Annotated in this window: 24 protein-coding genes; 7 read left to right on the forward strand and 17 right to left on the reverse strand. The window is 64.1% G+C overall.

The genetic code is table 11. The annotated features are described in order from the left end of the window. Positions 1–7 precede the first annotated feature (7 nt). From speB (ACO06J_RS01560) to ACO06J_RS01595, 8 genes are all read right to left on the reverse strand, one after another. Positions 8–976, reverse strand: a complete 969-nt coding sequence (gene speB, locus ACO06J_RS01560) for an agmatinase (protein ID WP_421762422.1) — start codon at positions 974–976, stop codon at positions 8–10. Then, positions 973–1,863, reverse strand: a complete 891-nt coding sequence (speB, locus tag ACO06J_RS01565; protein WP_421762423.1) for an agmatinase — start codon at positions 1,861–1,863, stop codon at positions 973–975. The genes speB (ACO06J_RS01560) and speB (ACO06J_RS01565) overlap by 4 nt, the downstream gene beginning before the upstream one ends. Positions 1,864–1,940: 77 nt before the next feature. Beyond that, positions 1,941–2,714 carry a creatininase gene (locus tag ACO06J_RS01570; RefSeq protein ID WP_421758945.1) on the reverse strand — a complete coding sequence of 258 codons (774 nt, stop codon included), beginning with the start codon at positions 2,712–2,714 and terminating at the stop codon, positions 1,941–1,943. A 19-nt stretch (positions 2,715–2,733) separates the two neighbouring features. Beyond that, positions 2,734–3,435: an SDR family NAD(P)-dependent oxidoreductase gene (locus ACO06J_RS01575; protein WP_421758946.1), complete on the reverse strand. Its 702-nt coding sequence runs from the start codon at positions 3,433–3,435 to the stop codon at positions 2,734–2,736. Then, positions 3,432–4,187: an SDR family NAD(P)-dependent oxidoreductase gene (locus ACO06J_RS01580; RefSeq protein ID WP_421758947.1), complete on the reverse strand. Its 756-nt coding sequence runs from the start codon at positions 4,185–4,187 to the stop codon at positions 3,432–3,434. Before ACO06J_RS01580 ends, ACO06J_RS01575 begins: the two co-directional genes overlap by 4 nt. Next, entirely contained in the window at positions 4,184–4,960 is a 777-nt protein-coding gene (locus ACO06J_RS01585; RefSeq protein WP_421758948.1) for an ABC transporter ATP-binding protein, read from the reverse strand. Before ACO06J_RS01585 ends, ACO06J_RS01580 begins: the two co-directional genes overlap by 4 nt. 11 nt (positions 4,961–4,971) lie before the next feature. Next, complete coding sequence (locus tag ACO06J_RS01590) at positions 4,972–5,832, reverse strand: ABC transporter permease (RefSeq protein ID WP_421758949.1); 861 nt, start codon at positions 5,830–5,832, stop codon at positions 4,972–4,974. Beyond that, positions 5,833–6,828, reverse strand: coding sequence for an ABC transporter substrate-binding protein (locus tag ACO06J_RS01595; protein WP_421758950.1), 996 nt, complete (start codon positions 6,826–6,828; stop codon positions 5,833–5,835). A 147-nt stretch (positions 6,829–6,975) separates the two neighbouring features. Between ACO06J_RS01595 and ACO06J_RS01600 the strand changes: the two genes are divergently transcribed. Continuing rightward, a complete protein-coding gene (locus ACO06J_RS01600; protein WP_421758951.1) occupies positions 6,976–7,905 on the forward strand; it encodes a LysR family transcriptional regulator in 930 nt (309 codons plus the stop codon). 89 nt (positions 7,906–7,994) lie between these two features. Here the strand turns inward: ACO06J_RS01600 and ctrA are convergent, their stop codons facing one another. Further along, on the reverse strand, positions 7,995–8,705 hold the full coding sequence (gene ctrA / locus ACO06J_RS01605) for a response regulator transcription factor CtrA (RefSeq protein WP_055877515.1): 711 nt from the start codon (positions 8,703–8,705) through the stop codon (positions 7,995–7,997). Between the two features lie 388 nt (positions 8,706–9,093). Here ctrA and fliI point away from each other — a divergent pair, with 388 nt between their 5' ends. After that, complete coding sequence (gene fliI, locus ACO06J_RS01610) at positions 9,094–10,422, forward strand: flagellar protein export ATPase FliI (RefSeq protein ID WP_421758952.1); 1,329 nt, start codon at positions 9,094–9,096, stop codon at positions 10,420–10,422. Positions 10,423–10,476: 54 nt separating this feature from the next. Next, complete coding sequence (gene fliJ / locus ACO06J_RS01615) at positions 10,477–10,893, forward strand: flagellar export protein FliJ (RefSeq protein ID WP_421758953.1); 417 nt, start codon at positions 10,477–10,479, stop codon at positions 10,891–10,893. A gap of 70 nt (positions 10,894–10,963) precedes the next feature. Here the strand turns inward: fliJ and ACO06J_RS01620 are convergent, their stop codons facing one another. Beyond that, the gene (locus ACO06J_RS01620; RefSeq protein ID WP_421758954.1) at positions 10,964–11,545 is read right to left on the reverse strand and encodes a PRC-barrel domain-containing protein; all 582 of its coding nucleotides are present in this window, start codon (positions 11,543–11,545) and stop codon (positions 10,964–10,966) included. 320 nt (positions 11,546–11,865) lie between these two features. Continuing rightward, positions 11,866–12,303, reverse strand: coding sequence for a GNAT family N-acetyltransferase (locus ACO06J_RS01625; protein WP_421758955.1), 438 nt, complete (start codon positions 12,301–12,303; stop codon positions 11,866–11,868). A gap of 140 nt (positions 12,304–12,443) precedes the next feature. Here ACO06J_RS01625 and ACO06J_RS01630 point away from each other — a divergent pair, with 140 nt between their 5' ends. Beyond that, positions 12,444–12,989: a DsbA family protein gene (locus ACO06J_RS01630; protein ID WP_421758956.1), complete on the forward strand. Its 546-nt coding sequence runs from the start codon at positions 12,444–12,446 to the stop codon at positions 12,987–12,989. A 110-nt stretch (positions 12,990–13,099) separates the two neighbouring features. Beyond that, positions 13,100–14,473 (forward strand): L-serine ammonia-lyase, encoded by a 1,374-nt coding sequence (locus ACO06J_RS01635; RefSeq protein ID WP_421758957.1) that lies wholly within the window; start codon positions 13,100–13,102, stop codon positions 14,471–14,473. Between the two features lie 161 nt (positions 14,474–14,634). On the opposite strand, the gene ACO06J_RS01640 is transcribed toward ACO06J_RS01635, so the two are convergent. Then, entirely contained in the window at positions 14,635–15,753 is a 1,119-nt protein-coding gene (locus ACO06J_RS01640; RefSeq protein ID WP_421758958.1) for a zinc-binding metallopeptidase family protein, read from the reverse strand. Between the two features lie 120 nt (positions 15,754–15,873). On the opposite strand from ACO06J_RS01640, the gene ACO06J_RS01645 reads away from it, so the two are divergent. Continuing rightward, positions 15,874–16,911: a hypothetical protein gene (locus ACO06J_RS01645; RefSeq protein ID WP_421758959.1), complete on the forward strand. Its 1,038-nt coding sequence runs from the start codon at positions 15,874–15,876 to the stop codon at positions 16,909–16,911. Next, a complete protein-coding gene (locus ACO06J_RS01650) occupies positions 16,908–17,108 on the forward strand; it encodes a hypothetical protein (RefSeq protein WP_421758960.1) in 201 nt (66 codons plus the stop codon). Before ACO06J_RS01645 ends, ACO06J_RS01650 begins: the two co-directional genes overlap by 4 nt. Before the next feature lie 28 nt (positions 17,109–17,136). On the opposite strand, the gene ACO06J_RS01655 is transcribed toward ACO06J_RS01650, so the two are convergent. The 5 genes from ACO06J_RS01655 to ACO06J_RS01675 all read right to left on the reverse strand — a co-directional run bounded on the left by ACO06J_RS01655 (position 17,137) and on the right by ACO06J_RS01675 (position 22,476). Next, positions 17,137–17,808 (reverse strand): type II toxin-antitoxin system RelE/ParE family toxin, encoded by a 672-nt coding sequence (locus tag ACO06J_RS01655; protein WP_421758961.1) that lies wholly within the window; start codon positions 17,806–17,808, stop codon positions 17,137–17,139. Between the two features lie 87 nt (positions 17,809–17,895). Next, positions 17,896–20,025, reverse strand: a complete 2,130-nt coding sequence (gene flhA / locus ACO06J_RS01660; RefSeq protein WP_421758962.1) for a flagellar biosynthesis protein FlhA — start codon at positions 20,023–20,025, stop codon at positions 17,896–17,898. A 99-nt stretch (positions 20,026–20,124) separates the two neighbouring features. Beyond that, entirely contained in the window at positions 20,125–21,492 is a 1,368-nt protein-coding gene (locus ACO06J_RS01665; protein ID WP_421758963.1) for a sigma 54-interacting transcriptional regulator, read from the reverse strand. A gap of 10 nt (positions 21,493–21,502) precedes the next feature. Next, entirely contained in the window at positions 21,503–21,790 is a 288-nt protein-coding gene (fliN, locus tag ACO06J_RS01670; RefSeq protein ID WP_421762424.1) for a flagellar motor switch protein FliN, read from the reverse strand. A 38-nt stretch (positions 21,791–21,828) separates the two neighbouring features. Continuing rightward, entirely contained in the window at positions 21,829–22,476 is a 648-nt protein-coding gene (locus ACO06J_RS01675) for a hypothetical protein (protein ID WP_421758964.1), read from the reverse strand. Between the last annotated feature and the right edge of the window lies 1 nt (position 22,477).

A 22,477-nucleotide genomic window follows, 5' to 3' on the forward strand; every position in this document is an offset into this window, starting at 1 on the left:
GGCTTTATCAGACAGCTTTCCGGCGTTCGGGCGCGTAGCGGTAGATGCGGCCGATGAGGTTCAGCAGGATCTGGGCGGCGAGGATGGCGGTGACGGCGGTGGGGTCGTGGTCGCGGGAGACTTCGACCAGGTCAATGCCGACGATGGTGCCGCGCTGGGCGAGGCCATCGAGCAGTTCAAGCACCTCGTAATAGCTGAAGCCGCCGTGACTGGGGGTGCCGGTGCCGGGGGCGATCGAGGGATCGAAGCCATCGATATCGATGGTGACATAGTAGCGCTGGCCGGCGGGAATGCGGGCGAGAACGGCTTCGTTGCCGAGCTTGCGGATCTGGCGGACCGAGAGGATGTCGGAGCCGTGGGCGCGGGCGTATTCGTAGCCTTCGCGGGCGGTAGACGAGACGTTGCGGATGCCAAGCTGGGTGAGGCCGGTGACCCAGGGTTTTTCGGAGGCGCGGCGCATCGGGTTGCCGTGGCCGTAGCGGACACCGTGGCGCTCATCGACGAAATCGAGATGGGCGTCGAACTGCACGATGTGGATCGGCGCTTCGTCGGCATAGGCGTTGATGCAGGGGATGTTGATCGAGTGATCGCCCCCGAGGATCACGGGCAGGGCCCCGGCGGCGAGTATTTTCCGCACACCAAGTTCGATGTTGGAATGGCTGGTGAGGGTGTCGGTGTGGACCATGTCGGCGTCGCCGATATCGACGATGCGGACGCCGTCGAGATAGGTGAAATCGTCTTCGTGGTCATAGGCGCCGGAATGGCCGAAGGCGAAGAGCGTCGAGGCTTCGCGGATGGCGCGGGGTCCGAAGCGGGCGCCGGAGCGCCATTGCGTGCCGAGATCGAAGGGCGCGCCGATCACGGCGACGTCGGCGTCGATGTTGTCCCAGTTTTCCTCGATGGGGCTTTTGCCGAAGGTGGAAAAGCCGACAAAGGGCAGGTTCAGGCGGCCGGACTCGTAGCCATGGGCCATCAGCGCCTCCCTGCCGCGCGATTGGCGGCTATGACGCAGAGCAGTTCGAACATCATGGTGGCGCCCGCGAGCGCCGTCATGCCGCCGACATCAAAGGGCGGGGAGACTTCGACGACGTCGGCGCCGACGATGTCGATGCCAGCGAGGGCGCGGACCATGGCCTGGGCGTCGCGGGTGAAGAGGCCGCCGATTTCCGGGGTGCCAGTGCCGGGGGCCATGGAGGGGTCTAGGACGTCGATGTCGAAGGAGACATAAGTGGGCTGGTCGCCAGCGCGGGCGCGGGCTTCGGCCATCACATCGGCGGGGCCGCGGGACAGCAGTTCTTCGATGAAGATGATGCGGATGCCGGTGGCTTTGGCGAAATCATAGTCGGACGGATCATAGATCGAGCCGCGGATGCCGATCTGGGTGACGCGGTGCGGATCGAGCAGACTTTCCTCGACGGCGCGGCGGAAGGGCGTGCCGTGGGTGTAGGGGTTGTCACCGAAATAGCGGTCGTTGGTGTCGGAATGGGCGTCAAAATGGATGAGGCCAAGCGGACGGCCTTTGCCGAGCGCACGGAGGATCGGCAGGGTGATGAGGTGGTCGCCGCCGGCGGTGATGGGCAGCGCACCGCCTTGGCGGATTTCGGCGAAGAAGCCCTCGATCTTTGCCAGCGCATCCTTGAGGTCAATTGGGTTGACCGGGCTGTCGCCGCCGTCAGCGACGCTGACCAGCTCGTAGGGGGCGGTATTGGTGACGTGGTGGACGCGCCGCATCATGCTCGACTGGCTGCGGATTTCGCGCGGGCCGTGGCGGGTGCCGGCGCGGTTGGTGGTGCCGCCATCGAAAGGCACGCCGACCAGCGCGATATCGAGCTTGGAGAAATCGGTGACCATGGGGAGGCGCATGAAGGTGGGCAGGCCGGCAAAGCGCGGCACCAGGGCGGCATCGATCGGCTCGTAGCGGATATGGGGAGCGTGCTGGTTCAAAGGCCGAGCTCCTTTTTCACGGCAGCGGCGATCTTGCGGACGTGATCGTCCATCAGCCACTGGCCCTTTTCGGCGGATGAGCCGCGGGCGTCGGCGAGGACGCCAGAGGCAGGGACCAGGCCCTTGGGGAAGGGGGTGACGTCGTAGTTGGGGAATTTTGCGGGGCCGTCGGACGGGACTTTCGACATGTCGACCAGTTCGGGGCGGAGCAGGAGCATCAGTGAGGTTTCGAGAAGGCTTGCGTGTTCGAGCTCGGTGCCTGGGAAGCCATCGGGGAACAGGCGATCGAGGGTGGAGCGATCGACGAAATCCCAATATTCGAGGCGGAGGGCGGTGACATCGGTGATGCCGTCGCGGCGGAGTTCGCGGAGGCCGAGGTCGAGGCCTTCGACGGAGGGCCAGGTGTTTTCGAAATGGCCGATGACGAGGACGAAACGGCGTACGCCGTGGTGGCCGAGGCTGCGGATGACATCGCGGATGACGAGCGAGAAGGTGTTGGCGTCAAGGCTGATGGTGCCGGGGAAAGCTTCGCCGCCACCGGAGCGCGGCTGGGACTTGTAGCCGTAGGGGATGGTGGGGGCGACGAGGCCGCCCACTTCGCGCGCGACACGCTCACAGACCCCGGTGGGCAACACGACGTCGACACCGAGAGGCAGGTGCGGGCCGTGCTGTTCGGTAGCACCTAGGGGCAGGAACACCGGGGCGCCGGCTGCGACCTTGGCCTTGAACTCGGCGGAACTCAGTTCCGAGATGAAAACGCTATCGACCATCGAGAAAAGTCCTTCGTGTTCAGTGCATTGCCGCGCCGCCATCGGCGGAAAAGCATTGGCCGGTGATGAAACTGGCGGCGGGGGAGGCGAGAAAGGCGATGACCGCGGCGACCTCTTCGGGCCTGCCGATGCGGCGGAGCGGATTTTCGATCTCCAGCGCCTGCTGGGCTTCGGTCATGGCGCCAAAGCCGAGCAGTGGGGTGTCGATGGGGCCGGGGGCCACGGCGTTGACGAGGATATTTGGCGCCAGTTCGCGAGCCCAGGAGCGGGTCAGGGTGAGGATGGCCCCTTTAGTGGCGGCGTAGCCCGAGGCCTGCTGGCGGCCGAGGAAGGCGAGTTCGGACGCCACATTGATGATGCGGCTACCTAGCTTGAGGTGGGGCAGGGCCGACTGGGTGACGCGGATGGTGCCGGTGAGGTTCACGGCGACCATGCGGTCGAACGCGGCGAAATCGAACTCGCGGAGTGAACTCTCGCGCATGAGACCGGCGACATTGACGACGATATCGAGACCGCCGAGTTGGGCGACGGCAGCAGCAACTCCGGCGGTTACACTTTCGGCGTCGGCGACGTCGGTGACGATGATATCAAGGCCATCGGCGGGATTGAGATCGAGGCCGATGACGCCGGCGCCTTGGCGGATTAGCTCAAGCGCAGCGGCGCGGCCGATGCCGCTGCCGGCGCCGGTGACGATGGCCTTCTGGCCTAGTAGCGCGCTCACCACGGCACCTCGCCGCGATCAACGCCGAGGCTCTGGGCGGTGACGTTATTTGCCCACGGTGAGGCAAAGAACAGGTAGGGGCCGGCGATATCGGAGGGATCCATGAAGCCGGGAAGGGCCTGGGTGGCGACGATTTCGTCGAGGAGGTCCTGTTCGGGGCGACCGCTGCGTTCGCTCATCGCCTTGAGTGAGCGGAGCGAAGCTTCGGTTTTGACCCAACCCGGGCAGACCGCATTGACGGTGATGCCGCGCGGGCCGAGTTCCTTGGCGAGCGTCTTGGTGAGGCCGAGGACAGCATGCTTGGAGGAGACATAGCCCGCGAACAGCGGCTCAACCGATCGGCTCCAGACCGAGGCGGTGTTGATGATGCGGCCGCCGGCCTGCATCTTTGGCAGGGCGGCGCGGGTGACGATGAAGGTTCCGGAGACGTTGATATCGAGGATGCGCCGGAAGGTGGTTTCGGTTTCGGGCGAGGGGCCATCGACCGGGGTTAGCCGTTCGAGGCCGGCATTGTTGACCAGCACATCGATGTGGCTGAGGTCGGCGAGGGCCGCGGCGACGGCCGCTGCATCGGTAATGTCGGCGAGGCGAGCTTCGGCGCCGATAGCGATGCCGGTTTCGGTGACATTGGCATCGTCGGCGACAATGCGGACAGTGGCGCCGGCGGCGATGAAGGCCTCAGCGATGCCCCGGCCGATGCCACGGCTGGCGCCGGTGACGACAACCTGTTGTCCTTCAAATGGCAGGCTCACTCGTCAACCTCTCCGCTGAGGCGAACGGCCTGCAGCAACTGGGTGCGCAACTTGAAGAACTCGGCAGATTCACGCAGGGCGATAGTGCGCTCGGGGCCGATCTGGGTGGTGACATCGACGATGGCAGTGATGCGGGCGGGGCGCTTCGAAAACACCACGACACGATCGGCAAGGAAGGCGGCCTCATCGACATCGTGGGTGACGAAGACGATGGTCTTGGCATCCTGACGCTGCAGGCGGCGAAGTTCGACCTGGAGCGACTCCCGGCGCAGCGCATCGAGCGCGCCAAAGGGCTCATCCATCAGCAGCACTTCGCTGCCTGCCGCGAGGGTGCGGGCAATGGCGACGCGCTGGCGCATGCCACCCGAGACCTTGTTTGGGAAGGTATCGGCGAATTCTTCGAGCCCGACCAGCTTCAGGTAGTGGTCGCGGCGCTTCAGCTTGTCCTCGGCGGAGAGGTCCTTGCGGTAACGCATGCCGAACGCGACGTTTTCGGCGACGGTGAGCCAGGGGAAGGACGAATAGGATTGCGAGACCATGCCGCGGCGCCAATCGGGGCCTTCGACGATCTCGCCGCCGAGCCGGATATTGCCGGAGGAGGGCGTATCGAGGCCGCCGATCATGCGCATGAGCGTGGTCTTGCCGCAGCCCGAGGGGCCGAGGAAGACGATGAACTCGTTGCGGGCGATGGAGAGCGAGAAGGGTTCGGCAATCACCGGCAGGGTGTCGAACTGCTTGGTGACGCGATCGAAGGTGACGTGTCCGGTTTCCATGCTGGTGCTCCTCACAGATACCGGAACCAGCGGCGGTGCAGCGCGCGGAGGATCTGGTCGCTGAAGAGCCCGATGAGCCCGATGGTGACGACGCCGGCCATGACTTCGGGCGTCTTCATGTAGCGGCGCGAGGTCCAGATGACGAAGCCGATGCCGCTATCGGCGGCGACGATTTCGGCGACGATCAGGTAGGTCCAGCACCAGCCAAGCGTGATGCGGAGATTGTCGACGAGGCTGGGCAGCATGGCGCGGAAGGCGACGTCGGTGAGCACCTGGCGCTGCTTGGCGCCGACGGTCCATGCGATCTCGATATATTCGTGCGGCACGCGGCGCATGTCGTCGGCGACCATGAGGACGAGCTGGAAGAAGGTGCCGAGCCAGAGGAGGAAGATTTTGGTTTCCTCACCAACGCCGAACCAGATGATCGAGAGCGGCACCAAAGCGGGGACCGGCAGGTAGCGGATGAAATCGATGATCGGCTCGAGCGCCGCGCCGATGGGGCGATAGCTCGACATCAGGATGCCGATGGGGACCGCCATCACGGCGGCAATGATGAAGGCGAGCCAGACGCGCTGGGTGGAAATCCAGGCATGCCCCAGAAGGTTCTGGTTGAGCGTCATCTGCCACAGCGCGTTGAGCACGGCGCTGGGGGCAGGCAGGAAGAGCGGATTGACGAGGTGGCTCTGGCCGACGAGTTCCCAGATCAGCAGCACCAGTGCGCTGGTGCCGATGGCGATGGACATCTGCACCCGCCGGTCGAGTTTGCCGCGAAAGGCAAAGAGGCGCGGGCGGGCGGTGGAGGCAGGAGCCTCCACCGGTTGCGATGTGCTCGCTCGCACGGGGGCGCGCTGCTGGGCCACCTCGTTGGTCACTTACTTCATCAACCCGGCAGCGGCGGCGATCACCGACGGATCGATCTGCTGATTGGCATCGAGCTTGGTATCGGCGGCGCCATTGTCGAGGTTGAGGCCCATGACGGTATCGAAGATGCCGTAGAGCTTGCCCGGAGTGCCGGGGGCGCCGAGCATTTCCTGGGCTTCGGCAAAGCTGGTGTAGTTGAGGCTGGTGTCGAGGATGTCCTTCACCTCGGCTTCGCTCAGGCCGAAATGCGGGGCGGCGAGCTTGATGTAATCGGCCGGGTTGGTCTTGTAGTAGTCGACGGCCTTGTAAACGGCCGCGAGGAACTTGGCGTATTTTTCGGGGTGCGCCGCGAGCTCATCCTTACGGACAGTAATGATGTCGATGATGATATCGGAGTCCTTGCTGGACAGCAGCAGCTTGGGATTGCGCCCGGCGTTGACCTTGAGGGCCTGCGACATGGCGGGCTCGTAGCTCGCTACGGCGGAGATCGAGCTGTCGGCAAAGACCGCGGCGGTATCGGCGGTGGCGATCTCCTTGATCTTGAGATCGGCAAGGGTCATCCCCTGCTCCTTCAGCGCCAGCTGCAGCAATAGACGCGCCGGGATGTTCGGCTCGGCGGCGATGGTCTTGCCCTTGAGATCAGCTACGGAGTTGATGGAGCCATCAGCGATGACGCCGTCGCCACCGACGGACTTGTCGATCGTGCCGATGATCACGCCGGGGGTAGAGGCGTCGCGCGGACGGCCCTGGTGTTCGCCGACGGTGCGCATGTCCATATCGATGTCGCCGCGGGCCATGGCGGCCATGACGTTGGAGCGGTCATCCTCGAACTTGAGGTCAACATCGAGGCCGGCGGCTTCGAAATAGCCGAGGTCCTTGGCGACGAGGACCGGCGCAAAGCCGAGCCAGGTGGGCGTGAGGATGCGGATGGTGTCGGCGGCACTGGCCGTGCCGAGCGTGGCGGCCAGCAGGGCGGCGACAGCTAAGGAAACTGCGGTTTTATGCATGCGAGACCCCGGGTTCTGAACAGCGCGAATGAGGGATGATCGGGCAGTTTCAGGTTGAAGCAAATCGGATTTATTGGAACCATAGATTGAAAATCATGAAACTATGAGCTCCTCTGGCGGTAGCTTGAGCCGAGGAGTGTCGTGCCGATGCGTCGCCTTGACAACATTGATCTGCGCCTGCTGCGGGTGTTCGTGACGCTGGCGGAGGCGGGCGGGTTTGCCGATGCGCAGATTGTGCTCAACCTCTCGTCATCGACGCTCTCGACGCACCTCGCGGCGCTGGAGCGGATCGTGGGCGGGCAGTTGTGCGAGCGGGGCAGGGGCGGGTTCCGGCTGACCGATTTCGGGCAATCGACCTACAAGGCGGCCAAGCAGTTATTCTCCGATATCGATGCGTTCCAGGCGAGCCTGGGGCGGACCAATGGCAAGCTGGTGGGGCGGCTCAGGATCGGCATTGTTGATGGCGTCGTGACCTATCCCAAGCTCGGGCTGCAGACGGCGCTGCGGGCGTTCTCGGGTTATGCGGAGAGCGTTTTCATCGATTTGACGCAGGGGACGCCGAACGAGCTGGAACATGCGGTGACGCAGGGTCAGCGGGACCTAGCTGTGGGGCCGTTTTCACAGAAGGCGCCGGGGCTGACCTATCTCTCGCTCTGCAGAGAGGCGCACGGGCTCTATTGCGGGCAGGCGCATGCGCTGTTCGATGCGAGCCCGGAGGCGGTGACGCGGGAGGCGATCAGCGAGGCAAGCTTTTCGGTGCGCGGCTACCGGCATCTTGAGGACCTGTACCGCGTCGATCATCCGCGGGCGAGCGCCAGTGTGATCCATATGGAGGCTCAGACGATGCTGATCCTCTCGGGGCGGTTCATTGGGTTCCTGCCGTGCCATATCGGCGAGCACTGGGCGGCGCAGGGGCAGATGCGGCGGCTGCGGCCGGAGATCTACTCGTTCGAATCCCAGCACTTCGCGGCCATTCGGCGGAGCGATGCGAGCGACCCGCTGGTGCAGAGTTTTCTGCGGGTGCTGCGGCAGCAGGCGACGGCACCGATGGGGGCGATGGAAGAGAGCGTGGGGTGAGGGGGTGGCCAAAAATGCAAAACCCCCGCGCCGGGGCGCGAGGGTTTTTGTAGGGGGACCGGATGCTTAGGCCGGGGTCGTTGGGCAAATCAGGCGACGCTCGACTCGGCGAAGGATTCGTTTTCGTCGGGTTCGCGCAGGACGTAGCCGCGGCCCCAGACGGTTTCGATGTAGTTCTTGCCGCCGGTGGCGACGCTGAGCTTCTTGCGCAGCTTGCAGATGAACACGTCGATGATCTTCAGTTCGGGCTCGTCCATACCGCCATAGAGGTGGTTGAGGAACATTTCCTTGGTGAGCGTGGTGCCCTTGCGGAGCGAGAGCAGCTCCAGCATCTGGTATTCCTTGCCGGTGAGGTGCACGCGGGCCGACTGGACTTCGACGGTCTTGGTGTCGAGGTTGACGGTGAGATCACCGGTAGAGATGACCGACTGGGCGTGGCCCTTGGAACGGCGGACAATGGCGTGGATGCGGGCGACCAGCTCGTCCTTGTGGAAGGGCTTGGTCATGTAGTCGTCGGCGCCGAAGCCGAGGCCGCGCACCTTGTCCTCGATGCCGGCGAGACCCGACAGAATGAGGATGGGCGTCTGCACCTTGGCGACGCGCAACGTGCGCAGCACTTCGTAACCCGACATATCGGGCAGATTCAGATCGAGCAGGATGATGTCGTAATCGTAGAGCTTGCCAAGGTCCACGCCTTCCTCACCAAGGTCGGTCGTGTAGACATTGAAGCTCTCCGATTTGAGCATCAACTCGATGCTCTGCGCTGTCGCGCTGTCGTCCTCGATCAAGAGTACACGCATGCCGTCGATCCCCTTAAACGTTCCTAGCTGGAACCGGCGAAGCACGAAACGTCTTCACCATTAACCGAACCCTACTGGATATGACCCAAACCTAAGCGCAATTAGTTAACAAAGTTTAATTCTGATCCGCAAGATGCAAACGATTGGACGTTAGTGATATATTAAGCCGTTGAAAACGCTGAAGAAAATAGATTTTTTCGACTTAAGAAACTAGGTTAAGAAAGCCCTTCACATGACTCTGCGGACTCACTGATTTGCGTGTGGGAATGGGAGAAAAAGGCGCCTGGTCGAAATCGCGGACAGCAGAGCCTTGAGGCTATGGTTAACGCTTTTTGCTTAACGTTCGGTTACCGTCGGTCGCAAGCGATTCGAGGTTTCATACCCGCTCATGCAGTCCCTCACAGCCGCCATCAATGCGATCGACGATGTCGAGGTGTTCGGCCGGGTCAAGACGGTGCAGGGCCTGTTGATCGAGATTGTCGGCCCGGTGCGGGAGCTGCGGGTTGGCGGGCGTGTCGAGATTGAGACCACCGCCGGCGGCATGCTCGGCTCCGAGATCATCGGGTTTCGCGATGGCCACGCGCTTTGCCTGCCGTTCGGGCCGCTGAGCGGGGTGCGGCTGGGGTGCAAGGCAGTTTTCAAGCGGCATGACGGTGCGGTGCAGCCCAATGAGCACTGGCTGGGGCGGGTGATCAACGCCGATGCCGAGCCGATCGATGGCAAGGGGCCGCTGATCAAGGGCGCGCTGTCCTATCCGTTGCGGCAGGTGCCGCTGCCCGCGCACGAGCGCGAGCGGGTGGGGCCGCCGATTGATATGGGGGTGCGCACGCTCAACACCTTCACCACCATGTGCGACGGCCAGCGCATGGGGATCTTTGCCGGCTCGGGCGTCGGCAAGTCGGTTTTGATGTCGATGCTGGCGCGGAATGCGCAGGTCGACGTGGCGGTGATCGGGCTGATCGGCGAGCGCGGGCGCGAGGTTCAGGAGTTCGTGACCGAGTATTTAGGCGAGGTTGGGCTGAAGCAGGCCGTGGTGGTGGTGGCGACCTCCGACGAGGCGGCGCTGATGCGGCGGCAGGCGGCATACCTGACGCTGACACTGAGCGAGTATTTCCGCGACCAGGGCCTCAAAGTGCTGTGCATGATGGACAGCCTTACCCGGTTTGCGCAGGCGCAGCGCGAAATCGGGCTGGCGATCGGCGAACCCCCGACGGCAAAGGGTTATCCGCCCACGGTATTTACCGAGTTGCCGCGGCTGTTGGAGCGCGCCGGACCTGGATTGCATGGTTCGGGTTCCATTACAGGTCTATTTACCGTTTTAGTGGAAGGTGATGATCACAATGAGCCCATTGCGGACGCCGTTCGCGGCATTCTTGATGGGCACATCGTGATGGAGCGCAGTATTGCGGAACGGGGACGATACCCGGCCGTGAATGTGCTCCGGTCCATCTCGCGGACGATGCCAGGGTGCGTGCCGATGAACGTGCGGCCGGTCCTGCAGAAGGCGCGAGAGCTCATGTCGACATATTCCGACATGGAGGAACTGATCCGGCTGGGGGCTTACCGGAAGGGATCGGATCCAGGCGTGGACCGTGCGATTGCCATCAACCCGGCGCTGGAGGCCTTCATGAGCCAGCAAAGGGAAGAGCGCACCTCGATTGCGGACGGCTATAACATGCTGGCGGCAATCGTGGATAAGGCAGGCGCCGGACCATGAGGGGACAGTCGGACGATACAGTTGAATGACTTGGTGTTGTAAGGAGTACAAGTCATGAAGTCTCGGAACGAGAGCCTGATCCGGCTCAAGAAATTCCAGGTGGACGAGAAGCGCCGGCAGGTGACGCAGATCGAGATGATGATTGCCGATTTCGAGCGCATGGCCGCCGAACTCGACCAGCAGATCGATATCGAGCACACCAAGACCGGCATTTCGGATGTGGCGCACTTTGCCTATTCCACCTTTGCAAAGGCGGCGATCGGGCGGCGGGACAACCTGCTGGCGTCGGCCAATGATATGAAGGGCAAGCTCGAGGCGGCGCAGGATGCGCTGGCTGAAGCGGTGGGCGACCTCAAAAAGGTCGAGCTGCTGGACCAGCGCGAGCATGGCCGCGAGGTGGCGGCGGAAGCCAAGATCGAGCAATCCGAATATGACGAGATCGGGCGGCTGCGGCATATTACTCGCCGCTGACACGCTTTTCTCGAATGCGTAAAGGCCCGCTTGCGCGGGCCTTTTGTCGTTTTTGCCGATGTGGCTAGCTTCAGTTGGTCGCCGGCGCCGGGACAGCAGGATCGGCAGGGGCCATGGTGTTGTTGTCGGCAGGCGCCATGGTGTTGTCAGCCGGCGGCGGGTTTGTCGCATCGACCGGGGCCTGCGCGTCAGTGGTCTTGAAATCCGGAGCTGCCTCGAGGGCTTCCTTGGTGGTGGGCAAGACGAAGCGCTCGGTGTTGTCCTCGGCGGTTACCCACTGAAGTTCGGAATAGTTCACGGCGACGTTCTTTTCGCCAATGCCGAGAAATCCGCCAACGCCGATGATCACTGCGGCGATTTCACCGTTGGTGCCAACGACGAGATTGTTCACGTCACCAATGTGCTCCGCGTCAGCGGCGGCCGAGGAATAGACCTGGTGGCCGATGATCTCGGTGGCGAGGTTGTCCTTGTCGGTGACGGTGTAGCCGCTCGCGAGGATCGAGGTCGGGGCGCTGACCGCGGTCGCATCTGTGGCCGGGGCCGTGGCCGCGGGGGTATCCGTCGCGGGTGCAGGCGCAGCGTCCTGTGCGATTGCCGAGCTGGCGGCGAGCATGGCGACGAGTGCGGTGGTAGTCATAAGGGTCTTCAACATCGTATAGTCCTCAGGTTCGTGCGTTATGAACAAGGTCGTGCGGCACATCGCTTGGCTGTGGCGTGCTGCACGACCGATAATTTCAGAACGTACGATTCCTAAGAGCGTTCCCGGCGACCGAGGAACGGCTAAAGCCAAAAAGACCGGCCCCGATTTACGGAGTCCGGTCCTTGCCGCCTCCCAGCGGTTCTCTGGCGACGGGGGCGTTGGAAGTCGGCCATCCCCGTCTCAATCACATTAGCGTAAAATTGACGGCATCGAAGCCCGGCTCGGGCTAACGGGTTAAGCGGAGGTTAACGCACCCGCTCAGTAGGTCTTGGTCAGTAGGTTTTCATGGCGAGGTGCGGGATGCCGCCATCATCGAATGCTTCGTCGAATTCCACAAAGCCGAGGCGCTGGTAGAAACCGAGTTTGTCGACCTGCGCGGTGAGGTAGAAGCGTTCGGCGCCCTCGGCCCGCGCGAGGTCCATGACGTGGATCATCATGGCTTTGGCGATGCCATGCCCGCGCCAGGCGGCGGCAACGACGACGCGCCCGATCTTGACGTGTTCGGGGAAGAACTGCAGGCGGATCGTGCCGGCGACGGCGCCGGCTTTGATGGCGACAAAGTGGGTGGCGTCGAGGTCGGCCGCATCGAACTCCTCCGCCTCGGGGATCTGCTGCTCGACGATGAAGACTTCGCGGCGCAGCGCGAAACCCAGATTGCAGAGCGGCGAGAACACTGGAACGGCGAGGATGGTGAGGCTGTCGTTCGGCATGGGACCCTCCGTTGTCGTCCTGCGGTTACAGCATGCCAGGCGGCGTGCTGCTAGCACCGAGAGCGTTCTGCGACCAATGTCCGATTGGCTGGACGGGTGCAGCGGCTCAGCTTGGCGCCCTTAACAAGGAGAATAGTCAGATGGCGTTTCGCGTGGAGCCGTTGGTGTGGGGGCATGGACCGAGGGAGTTCGAGGTGTTTCTTGAGCCGACCTGCCCCTATTCGGGGAAGGCGTTCGGCAAGCTCGAGCAACTGCTCGCCGAAGCGGGCGAGGACCGGGTGACGGTGAAGATCCGGTTGCATTCCCAGCCTTGGCACATGTTTTCGCCAGTGATCGTGCGGGCGATCTACGCGGCGGCATCGCTGCCGGAGGGCAAGGCAGCGGCCTGGAAGGTGATGGCGGCGGTCTATGCGCACAAGGACGAGTTCGAGTTCGAGCGGCACGCGACCGGGCCGAACCGGGATGCGACGCCGAACGACATCATCCGGCGGATCGAGGCCTATGCCGGCCTCGCCCTGATGGCGGCGTTTGATGAGCCGCTGCTCGACCGATCGACGCGGTGGGATGCGCGCTATGCGCGGCAGAACGGCATCCACGTGTCGCCAAGTTTCATGATCGACGGGATTTTTCAGGCTGACATGAGCAGCGGGGACGAAGTTGCGGCTTGGGTGAAGAGGCTGGAATAGGCTGACCCGGCGGCCCCCTCCACCGGCTTCGCCGGTCCCCCTCCCCCGCTTCGCAGGGGAGGATCAGGGGGGTCGCTTGACCTTGGGGTGCGGGGGGCCAAGAGTGGCTCATGTTTCTCTCGGTGTTCGACATCTTCAAGGTGAGCGTAGGGCCGTCCTCGTCGCACACGATGGGGCCGATGCTGGCGGCCAAGCGCTTTGCCGATGCGGTGGCGGCGATGCCATCGGCAACGGGCGCGCGGATCGAATGCCGACTTTATGGCTCGCTTGCCTATACCGGGGAGGGGCACGGGACGCATCGCGCGGTGTTGTGCGGGCTGATGGGGATGACGCCGGAGACGTATGACCGCGAGGCGGCGAGTTCAGAGCTTGAGGCGCTCGCGGCGCGTAAGACGGCGTTGATGGGGGCGCACCGGATTGTGCTGGACCCGGCGGTGGCGGTGATCGCGGAAAAGGGCAAGCGCATTCCTGGCCACCCGAACGCCATGCAGTTTAGGCTGCTGAGGGGCGAGCCGGACCTGATGTCGGAGATCTACTACTCGGTGGGCGGCGGGTTTGTGTTGAGTGAGGCCGAGTTTGCCGAGGACCAGTCAGGTAAGACTGGCGAGATCGATGTGCCGTTTCCATTCGGTTCGGCGGCCGAGATGCTGGAGATGGGGCGGAAGACCGGCCTCAGCATTGCGGAGATGAAGCGGCACAACGAGGCGGTGCTGTGGCCCGGCCCGCAACTCGACGACAAGGTGATGGCGGTGTGGGCGGTGATGGATCGCTGCATCGACCGGGGACTCCTGGGCGAGGGGATTTTGCCCGGCGGGCTCAATGTGCGGCGGCGGGCGGGCGGATTGCGAGGGAAGCTCGAGGCGATGGCCGGTGGCAATTCGGCGCCGCTGCATGCCGCAGTCGACTGGTTGCAGGCCTATGCGATGGCGGTGAACGAGGAGAATGCGGCGGGCGGGCAGGTGGTGACGGCGCCCACCAACGGGGCGGCCGGCGTGATCCCGGCGGTGGTGCGGTACTATCTCGATTTCGTGCCGGGCGCGTCCCGCGACAAAGTGGTGGATATGCTGCTGGTGGCGGCAGCAGTGGGGGGGTTGATCAAGTTCAACGCCTCAATTTCGGGGGCGGAAGTCGGCTGCCAGGGCGAGGTGGGGTCGGCGTCAGCGATGGCGGCGGCGGCGCTGTGCGCGGCGCTGGGCGGGACCAATGAGCAAATCGAGAATGCCGCCGAGATCGCGCTGGAGCATCACCTGGGCATGACGTGCGACCCGATCCGCGGGCTGGTGCAGGTGCCCTGCATCGAGCGCAACGGGATGGGCGCGGTGAAGGCCGTAGCGGCAGCGTCGCTCGCGGCACTGGGCGATGGCACGCATATCGTGCCGCTGGATGCTTGCATCGAAACGATGAGGCAGACGGGACGGGATATGGATGAGCGGTACAAGGAGACGAGTTTGGGTGGGCTGAGTGTGAGCTTGCCGGAGTGTTGAGGGGGCAGGAACTGAGCGTGGGAGCCCCTCACCCTGACCCGCCATTCGCGCATAGCGCTCATGGCCTTCTCGCTTCAGATCGGTCCACCGGACCGATTTGCCCTTGGGACAGCTCGAAGTCCCCAGAGGGGAGAGGGGACGACTGATGGATTTGTTCACGCTTACTGCGCGATAGGCACGTTTATAGGGACCGGGCCGTCGCGGCTGGGGACGGTCCATTGGACGGCGCCGGCGGCGTGGACGAGGTGGTGGATGAAGTCCAGCTTTTCGATGATCGCGGAGGTCAGGACGAACGGGTAGGCGTCGTGTTGGCCGACGGCGCGGTTGAGGTTGTTGATGAGCGAGGCGAGGGGAATCCAGTTTTCGACCAGCGCATCGATGCTGGTGACGCCGTACGGATCGAAATCGAGACGGGCGGCGAACTCGCCGGCGCGGTCAACCTCGGGACGAAGGCGCACGCCGAAGGCGGAGGCCATTTCGGTGGTATCGACTAGGTGGAGGTAGTGCGCCCAGGTCTCGGCGAAATCTTCCCATGGGTGAGAGGTCGCGTAGGCAGAGATGTGGGTTTCCTGCCAATCGGCGGGCGCGCCGTTGGCGTAGTGGGCCTGGAGGGCGGCATCGTAGTCGGTACTTTCGTCGCCGAAGAGGCGGCGGAACTCGGCATGGGCGGGCTGGTTGTCGACGAGGATATCCCAGAAATGGTGGCCGACCTCGTGGCGGAAGTGGCCGAGCAGCGTCCGGTAGGGTTCTTTGAACAGGGTGCGGCGATATTCGCGGGCTGCGTCGTCGGCTTCCTTCAGCGCGATGGTGATGATGCCATCTTCATGGCCGGTCATGACCGGGGTGGGTGACACGTCCTCATCGAGGAAGCGGAAGCTGAGGCCGTGGATGGCGTCCTCGTTGCGGGTAGCGAGGGGCAATCGCAGGCGGAGCAGGGAATAGATGAGCCGCTTTTTCGCGCGCTCGATCACCTGCCAATGCGCCAGGTCGGTCGGGTTATCGACATCGGGCACCATCTCGTTGTGGCGGCAGGCGCGGCAATAGGGATCGGCGCCAGGCTGGGATTCGACCAGCCAGTTGCAGGCGCCATATTCGGCATTGGCGCAGAAGACGAACTGACGGTTGTCGAGCGCGGGTGCGGTCCAGATTTCAGGACCGGCTTCGAGCGACACAAGCGTATTGCCCAGAGGCTCATACCCGAGCCGGTGTCCGCAGCGCTCGCAGCGGGTGTTTTCGAAATAGATCAGGTGGCTGCAGTGATCGCAGCGGAACAGTTTCATCGGGAGCCCCGGGGGAATTGGTACGGGTCGGCAATGCAGTGTGAGCCCAAGAGGTTCCGCACGCCATGCAGATTTTTAAGCGGCTTGCGGCAGAATTGGGCGAATGGGTGAGGTCTGCGCATGGTGACGAGACTGGCCGAATGGCCGCGCTGGGTGAGGTATGCGGCGCTGGCGGCGGTGGTTTTGCTGGCCGTTGGGATGCTGGTGGTGGCGTTGTTTTCCGGGCCGGTGGCGACGACTGCGCCAAGCGGCGGGCCGGGCGATCTGGTCAGCTATCAGCGGATCATTGCGCGGATGCAGGCGGGGGTGGGGTACTATCCGGCGGCCCACGAGGTGCTGGTGGCCGATGGCTATGGCACGCGCTCGGTGTTCAACTGGCGGACGCCGGCCTGGCCGATGCTGCTGGCGGCGCTGCCGTCGCTGGCCTGGGCACAGGGGCTGCTGGGGGCGCTGGCGCTTGTGGGTGTGCTCGGCGTCTACCGGATGATGCGGGCCGATGGCGGGCCGGTGATTGCGGCGGTGGCGGCCGGGGGTGTGGCACTAAGCCTGTTTGGTATCGCGGTGCCGGAGAGCGTGGTGTTTTCAGAGGTGGCGGCGGGGACGCTGATCCTCGTGTCGGTGGCGACCTACGGCAATGGCTGGCGGATGGCGGGACTGGTGGCGGGGTTGGCGGCGCTGTTTCTGCGCGAGCTGGCGGCACCCTATGTGGTGGTTTGCGCCGTGTTAGCGCTGAGGGACCGGCGTTGGCGGGAGCTGGCGCTCTGGGGCGTTGGGCTTGTCGCCTATGCGGGGTATTTTGGCTGGCACTGGAGCATGGTGGCCGCGCAACTGGGGCCGATGGACAAGGCCTATGCGGAGGGCTGGCTGCAGTTCGGGGGGCTGGGATTCCTGTTGAAGGCCGCGGGGTTCAACGGACTTTTGAGCCTTGCGCCGAGCTGGCTCGCCGCGCTGCTTCTGCCGTTGGGGCTGTTCGGGCTGATCGCCTGGCCGAGAGGTGGGCGCGCGGCGCTGACTTTGGCGGCGTATGTGCTGCTGTTCGCGGTGGTGGGGAAGCCGTTCAACGGGTATTGGGGGGCGCTGTTTACGCCGTTGATGATGTTGGGCGTCGCGTGGGCGTGGGTTGGCGCGCGGGACGTGGTGAGGCGGCGAGCATCGTGAGCAAATCACTGTCGAAGACGCTGGCGACGGAGATCGCCGAGCGCACGCTCAAGGTGGTGAACCCGGCAAACCGTGCGCTGGCGCTGAATGAAACGCTGCGGCGGCATGGCTTTGCTGCGACGGCGGTGGGGAAGGACGAACTACCGGGCGAGCGGGCGGCGCTGGTGGCGTGGTTGCTGGAAAGGTATCGGGTTTAGCCAGCAAGGATGGCTGGATGTCGCCCGATCACCGCGATCCCGCGGCCGTCTTTGGGCTCATTCCCAGGGCACGCTGAACGGCCTCGGGCTCCCGTTCTATGATGGTCAGAAGGACGCGAGAGGCGGGATCGATTGAGGTGCGGTGCTGCTCCCAGTCGCGAATGCGGCCCACCGTAAAGCCGAAGCGGTGGGCGAAATCGGGCTGGTTGAGACGCAGCCGCTTGCGGATAGCCTTCAGGTCAACCGTGGCCGGAATATGAGTCTCCGCTCCTGCCGTATTGCCGTTCGCGTAGGCGATGGCGTCCTGCATCCCTGCGGAAATCTGGTCGAATGCGGTTTTGCTCATCGCTTGTCCTTTTCGGTCGGTTTGCCCAGAAAGCTCTGCACGAGAATTTCGGCGAGCTTCGCCAGTCCGTTTCGTTCCTGCTTCGAGATTGGCCTTCTGGTTCTTGCCGAAGACCGTGATCAGAAAGGCTGGCATCCCTTCGGAATAAAAATAGGTGATGACCCGAAAGCCTCCGCTCTTGCCCTGACCGGGTCTTGCGAACCTCAGCTTTCGGAACCCGCCCGTTCCCTCCATGAGGTCACCCAGGCGAGGATTGGCGGCCAGTGCCGATACCACTTCCGCGCGAACCTCGTCAGTCATCCCCGCGGATTTTGCGGCCGCAATAAAACTCGGCGTCTCGACGACGGTGTGCATGACAAAATATACGGACTGTCCGTAGTTTCGTCAATCCCAGTCGCTTTCTTCAGCCGGCGCGACCGGTGGGGAGGATGATCTTTAGCCTTACACACTCCCGATCGTCTTCAACCTGACCCGCGGGTGCACTTCGTTCTGGCTCATGACGACGGTCTGGGGGCGGAAGCGTTCGATGATGGCGCGGACGTGGGGGCGGATGCCGGGGGAGGTGATGAGGACCGGGATTTCGCCGATCTGGGCGGCACTTTCGAAGGCCTTCTGCGTTGCGACGATGAACTGCTGCAGGCGCGAGGGGGCCATAGCGAGGTGGCGGTCGTTGCCGTCGCCGACCATGGCTTCGGCAAAGTCACGTTCCCATTGCGGGGAGAGAGTGACGAGCGGCAGGTTGCCATCGGGCCCGAGATTGGCGGCGCAGAGCTGGCGGGCGAGGCGGGAACGGACGTGCTCGGCGATGGTCTGGGCGGTGCGGCCAGGGCCGGCGATTTCGGCGACGCCTTCGAGGATGGTGGGCAGGTCGCGGATCGAGATGCGTTCGCCCAGAAGGGTCTGGAGGACACGCTGGATGCCCGAGACCGAGATCTGCGAGGGGACGATGTCTTCGACGAGTTTCTGCTGGTCCTTGGGGAGGCCGGCGAGCAGCGACTGGACGTTAGCGTAGCTCAAAAGATCGGAGACGTTGGCTTTCAGCACCTCGGTCAGGTGGGTGGAGATCACCGTCGAGGGATCGATGATCGAGTAGCCGCGCAGTTCGGCTTCGTCGCGCAGCGCCGGCTCGATCCAGGTGGCGGGGAGGCCGAAGGTCGGCTCGGTGGTGTGGATGCCGGGCAGGTTGATCTCCTTGCCCATGGGATCCATGACCATGAGCTGGTGCGCGAAGATCTGGCCGCGGCCGCCGTCGACTTCCTTGATCTTGACGCGGTACTCGTTGGGCTCGAGCTGCATGTTGTCGAGGATACGGACGGGCGGCATGATGAAGCCGAGTTCGCCCGCCAGCTGGCGGCGCAGCGCCTTAATCTGCTCGGTAAGGCGATCGGTGCCGGTGTCGTCTTCCTTGACGAGGCTGAGGAGCCCGTAGCCGAGTTCAAGCTTGAGCTCGTCGATCTTGAGGCTGTCGGTGATCGGCGCTTCCTGCAGCGGCGCGGCGGCAGCGGCGGTGACTGCATCGGCCTGATCGGTGACCAGTTGAGCGGCGTTGTCGCGCTTCTTGGTCGAGCGGAAGGCGAGGTAGCCGACACCACCGGCGAGGGTGATAAAGGGCAGGATCGGCATGCCGGGAAGGAAGGCGAGGAGACCGATTACGGCGGCCGACATGCCCAGGGCCTTGGGATATTCAGTGAACTGGGTGACCAGCGCCTTGTCGGCCGAGCCGAGGACGCCGGCCTTCGAAACGAGGAGGCCGGCGGCGGTCGAAACGATCAGCGACGGGATCTGGCTGACGAGGCCGTCGCCGACGGTGAGGAGGGTATAGTTGCTGCCCGCTTCCTGGAAGGTCAGACCTTCCTGCAGCATGCCGATGACCATGCCGGCGATGATGTTGATGAAGGTGATGAGAAGGCCGGCGATGGCGTCGCCGCGCACGAACTTGGACGCGCCGTCCATGTTACCGAAAAAGGCGCTTTCGCCTTCGAGCACAGCACGGCGGGCTTTGGCGGTGGCTTCGTCGATGAGACCGGCAGAGAGATCGGCGTCGATCGCCATCTGCTTGCCGGGCATGGCGTCGAGGTTGAAGCGCGCCGCGACTTCCGCGATGCGGCCCGAGCCTTTGGTGATGACGATGAAATTGACGATGATCAGGATGGTGAAGACCACGACGCCAATGACGAAATTGCCGCGCATGACGAACTGGCCGAAGGCCTCGATGACGTGACCGGCCGCGGCAGTGCCCTTGTGGCCATCGGCGAGGATCAGACGTGTGGTGGCGAGGTTGAGCGCCAGCCGCATCATGGCCGCGATCAGCAGCACGGTTGGAAAAGACGAGAACTCAAGCGGCGTCTGGATGAACAGCGCCGTCATCAGGATCAAGACCGAGAAGACGATCGAGATGGCGAGGAGCAGGTCGAGCAGTATCGGCGGCAGCGGTACGATGAGCACGACGATGATCGCCATGACGCCGATGGCGAGGCCGATATCGCTCGAGAGCAGCGACTTGCGCATGCCGGCGAGGGAGAAGATCGGCAGCCGGGTGGGCCTTGGGCCTGGGAGGGAGAGGTCAGACATGGGTGGGACCTGTGCAGACTGATGGACCCCCGCCCCCGGCCCCTCCCCTCAGTGGGGAGGGGGGAGAGAGATCGCGGCTGCGGCCGATCAGAAAGAGGCTCATGCGGATTGCCGCTGTTCGCCGGGGGCGGCGACGGGGACGCCTTCGTCGGCGTACTGGTTGAGCTTGTTGCGCAGGGTGCGGATCGAGATGCCGAGGATGTTGGCGGCGTGGGTGCGATTGCCGAGCACGTGGTCGAGGGTATCGAGGATCAGGTCGCGCTCGACGTCGGCGACGGTGCGGCCGACCATGGTGCGCGAGATGGTTTCTGCGGTCTGGGCGGCCTGGCCGGCGAGGGTGGCCATGGCGACGACTTCGGAGAGGCCGGTGCCGTCGGGCATCGAGATTGCGTCGGGGGTGATGATTTCGCCGCCCGAGAGCAGTACGGCGCGGTGCAGCGTATTTTCGAGTTCACGGACGTTGCCTGGCCATGGCGCGCGGAGCAGGGCGTCGCGCGCTTCGGGCGACAGGGTACGGCGGCCGAGGCCGTTAGCCTTGGCGTATTTTTCGACGAAGTGCTCGGCCAGCGCCGCTGTGTCGGCCGGGCGTTCGCGCAGCGGCGGCAACTTGAGGTTGACGACGTTGAGCCGGAACAGAAGGTCTTCGCGGAAGCTGCCTTCGCGCACCGCATCGGTGAGGTTGCGGTTCGAGGTGGCGATGATGCGGATATCGACCGGAACCGGCTTGGTGCCACCGACGCGGTCGATCAGGCGTTCCTGGATGGCGCGCAGGAGCTTGGCCTGCAGGCGCACATCCATTTCCGAGACTTCATCGAGCAGGAGCGTCCCGCCATTGGCTTCTTCAAACTTGCCGATGCGGCGGCCGATGGCGCCTGTGAAAGCACCCTTTTCGTGGCCGAACAGTTCGCTTTCGAGCAGGGCCTCGGGGATGGCGGCGCAGTTGATGGAGATAAAGGCGCGGCCGGCGCGCTTGGAACGAGAGTGCAGATATTTTGCCATCACTTCCTTGCCGGTGCCGCTCTCGCCGGTGATCAGCACGGAGGCATCGGAATTGGCGACCTGATCGGCGAGCTTTACGACACGCGCCATGGCGGGGTCGCGATAGAGGAAATCGGAGGATTCACGCGACACTGCAGCTATGACGGCGGCGATCAGCTCGGCATCGGGCGGGAGCGGGATGTATTCCTTGGCGCCGGCGCGGATGGCGCTGACGGCAGCGGCGGCGTTGCTCTCGGTGCCGCAAGCGACGACCGGGATAACGATGCGTTCGGCTTCGAGCCCGGCGATCAGCGCTGCGATATCCATCATCACGTCGACCAGAAGCAGGTCGGCGCCGCGGCCGGCGCGGAGGCTCGCCAGTGCGATCTCGATTGAGGGGGCGTGCGATACTTTGGCGCCACCATCCATGGCGAGCTTGGTGGCTTCGGAAAGCTGGCCTTCAAGGGCGCCGACGATCAACAGACGCATGATAAACTCCTCAGGCTGCTTTGATAATTTCAGTCATGGTGACGCCGAGACGGTTCTCGACGAGGACGATTTCGCCGCGGGCGACGAGGCGATCGTTGACGTAGATTTCGACCGCTTCACCGACCTGGCGATCGAGTTCGACGACGGTGCCGACGTCCATCTTGAGCAGGTTCGCCACCGGCACCTTGGCGCGACCGAGGACGACCGAAATGCGGACAGGGACGTCGAAGACCGCTTCGAGATCGGCAGCAGTGCGCTCGCCGTAGGCACCCTGACCATCGCGGCCGGGAGCAGCCATCTCCTCAAAGGCAATACCGGTATCAGTGTCGCCGGTGCTCATGGCAGGGTCTCCTCGGGAGTGGGGGCGTCGATGCTATGGGCGGCAAAATATTCGGCGATGCGGGCGTCGATTTCGGCCGAGAGCTTGTTGACGTCGCGGACGATGCCGCCGTCGGCCCACTCGATACGGGCATCGCCCGGAACGATCTCGGGATCGCCCATGACCACGAGCCTGCCGGCAAAGCCGGAGGTCTGCATTCGCGCAGAGGCTAGGTCGCGGACGGCGTCGGCCAGTTCGGGGTGGCAGCGGATGACGAGATGCGAGACGCTGCCGATGGTCGAAAGGCACTCGGTGATCAGCAATTCGATCTCGGAGGCGGGCTGCCGGTCGATGAGGCCGCCGGCGAGCTTGCGGGCAACCGAGACGGCGAGTGTGATGGACTCGGCGAGGGTGTGCTTTTTGGCCTCATCGACGGCCGATGCGATGGCGGCGGCGCGGTTGGCGAGGTCTTCGGCGGAAGCGGCAAGCTGACGCGCGGCCTGGGCGGTGGCGCTGCGCTCGCCCTCGATCAGGCCCTGGTTGTGGCCCTCGCGGCGGGCCTCGGCCAGCATGGTGGCCATGGCGGTTTCGGTGACGACGGAGTTGCGCTCCTGGCGCCTGCCCAGGTCGAGATCGAAGGTGAATTTGGCGAGGGGGGCGGTCATC

Origin of the sequence: Devosia sp., from assembly GCF_965229025.1 — a bacterium.
Lineage (GTDB): Bacteria > Pseudomonadota > Alphaproteobacteria > Rhizobiales > Devosiaceae > Devosia_A.

Excerpts from the sequence above, each read along its gene's own strand:
- speB (WP_421762423.1), bottom strand. The coding sequence starts at position 1,863 with ATGCGCCTCCCCATGGTCACCGATTTCTCCAAGCTCGATATCGCGCTG.
- ACO06J_RS01570 (WP_421758945.1), bottom strand. The coding sequence starts at position 2,714 with ATGGTCGATAGCGTTTTCATCTCGGAACTGAGTTCCGCCGAGTTCAAG.
- ACO06J_RS01585 (WP_421758948.1), bottom strand. The coding sequence starts at position 4,960 with ATGGAAACCGGACACGTCACCTTCGATCGCGTCACCAAGCAGTTCGAC.
- ACO06J_RS01595 (WP_421758950.1), bottom strand. The coding sequence starts at position 6,828 with ATGCATAAAACCGCAGTTTCCTTAGCTGTCGCCGCCCTGCTGGCCGCC.
- ACO06J_RS01600 (WP_421758951.1), top strand. The coding sequence starts at position 6,976 with ATGCGTCGCCTTGACAACATTGATCTGCGCCTGCTGCGGGTGTTCGTG.
- ctrA (WP_055877515.1), bottom strand. The coding sequence starts at position 8,705 with ATGCGTGTACTCTTGATCGAGGACGACAGCGCGACAGCGCAGAGCATC.
- fliI (WP_421758952.1), top strand. The coding sequence starts at position 9,094 with ATGCAGTCCCTCACAGCCGCCATCAATGCGATCGACGATGTCGAGGTG.
- fliJ (WP_421758953.1), top strand. The coding sequence starts at position 10,477 with ATGAAGTCTCGGAACGAGAGCCTGATCCGGCTCAAGAAATTCCAGGTG.
- ACO06J_RS01620 (WP_421758954.1), bottom strand. The coding sequence starts at position 11,545 with ATGTTGAAGACCCTTATGACTACCACCGCACTCGTCGCCATGCTCGCC.
- ACO06J_RS01625 (WP_421758955.1), bottom strand. The coding sequence starts at position 12,303 with ATGCCGAACGACAGCCTCACCATCCTCGCCGTTCCAGTGTTCTCGCCG.
- ACO06J_RS01630 (WP_421758956.1), top strand. The coding sequence starts at position 12,444 with ATGGCGTTTCGCGTGGAGCCGTTGGTGTGGGGGCATGGACCGAGGGAG.
- ACO06J_RS01635 (WP_421758957.1), top strand. The coding sequence starts at position 13,100 with ATGTTTCTCTCGGTGTTCGACATCTTCAAGGTGAGCGTAGGGCCGTCC.
- ACO06J_RS01640 (WP_421758958.1), bottom strand. The coding sequence starts at position 15,753 with ATGAAACTGTTCCGCTGCGATCACTGCAGCCACCTGATCTATTTCGAA.
- ACO06J_RS01645 (WP_421758959.1), top strand. The coding sequence starts at position 15,874 with ATGGTGACGAGACTGGCCGAATGGCCGCGCTGGGTGAGGTATGCGGCG.
- ACO06J_RS01655 (WP_421758961.1), bottom strand. The coding sequence starts at position 17,808 with ATGCACACCGTCGTCGAGACGCCGAGTTTTATTGCGGCCGCAAAATCC.
- flhA (WP_421758962.1), bottom strand. The coding sequence starts at position 20,025 with ATGTCTGACCTCTCCCTCCCAGGCCCAAGGCCCACCCGGCTGCCGATC.
- ACO06J_RS01665 (WP_421758963.1), bottom strand. The coding sequence starts at position 21,492 with ATGCGTCTGTTGATCGTCGGCGCCCTTGAAGGCCAGCTTTCCGAAGCC.
- fliN (WP_421762424.1), bottom strand. The coding sequence starts at position 21,790 with ATGGCTGCTCCCGGCCGCGATGGTCAGGGTGCCTACGGCGAGCGCACT.
- ACO06J_RS01675 (WP_421758964.1), bottom strand. The coding sequence starts at position 22,476 with ATGACCGCCCCCCTCGCCAAATTCACCTTCGATCTCGACCTGGGCAGG.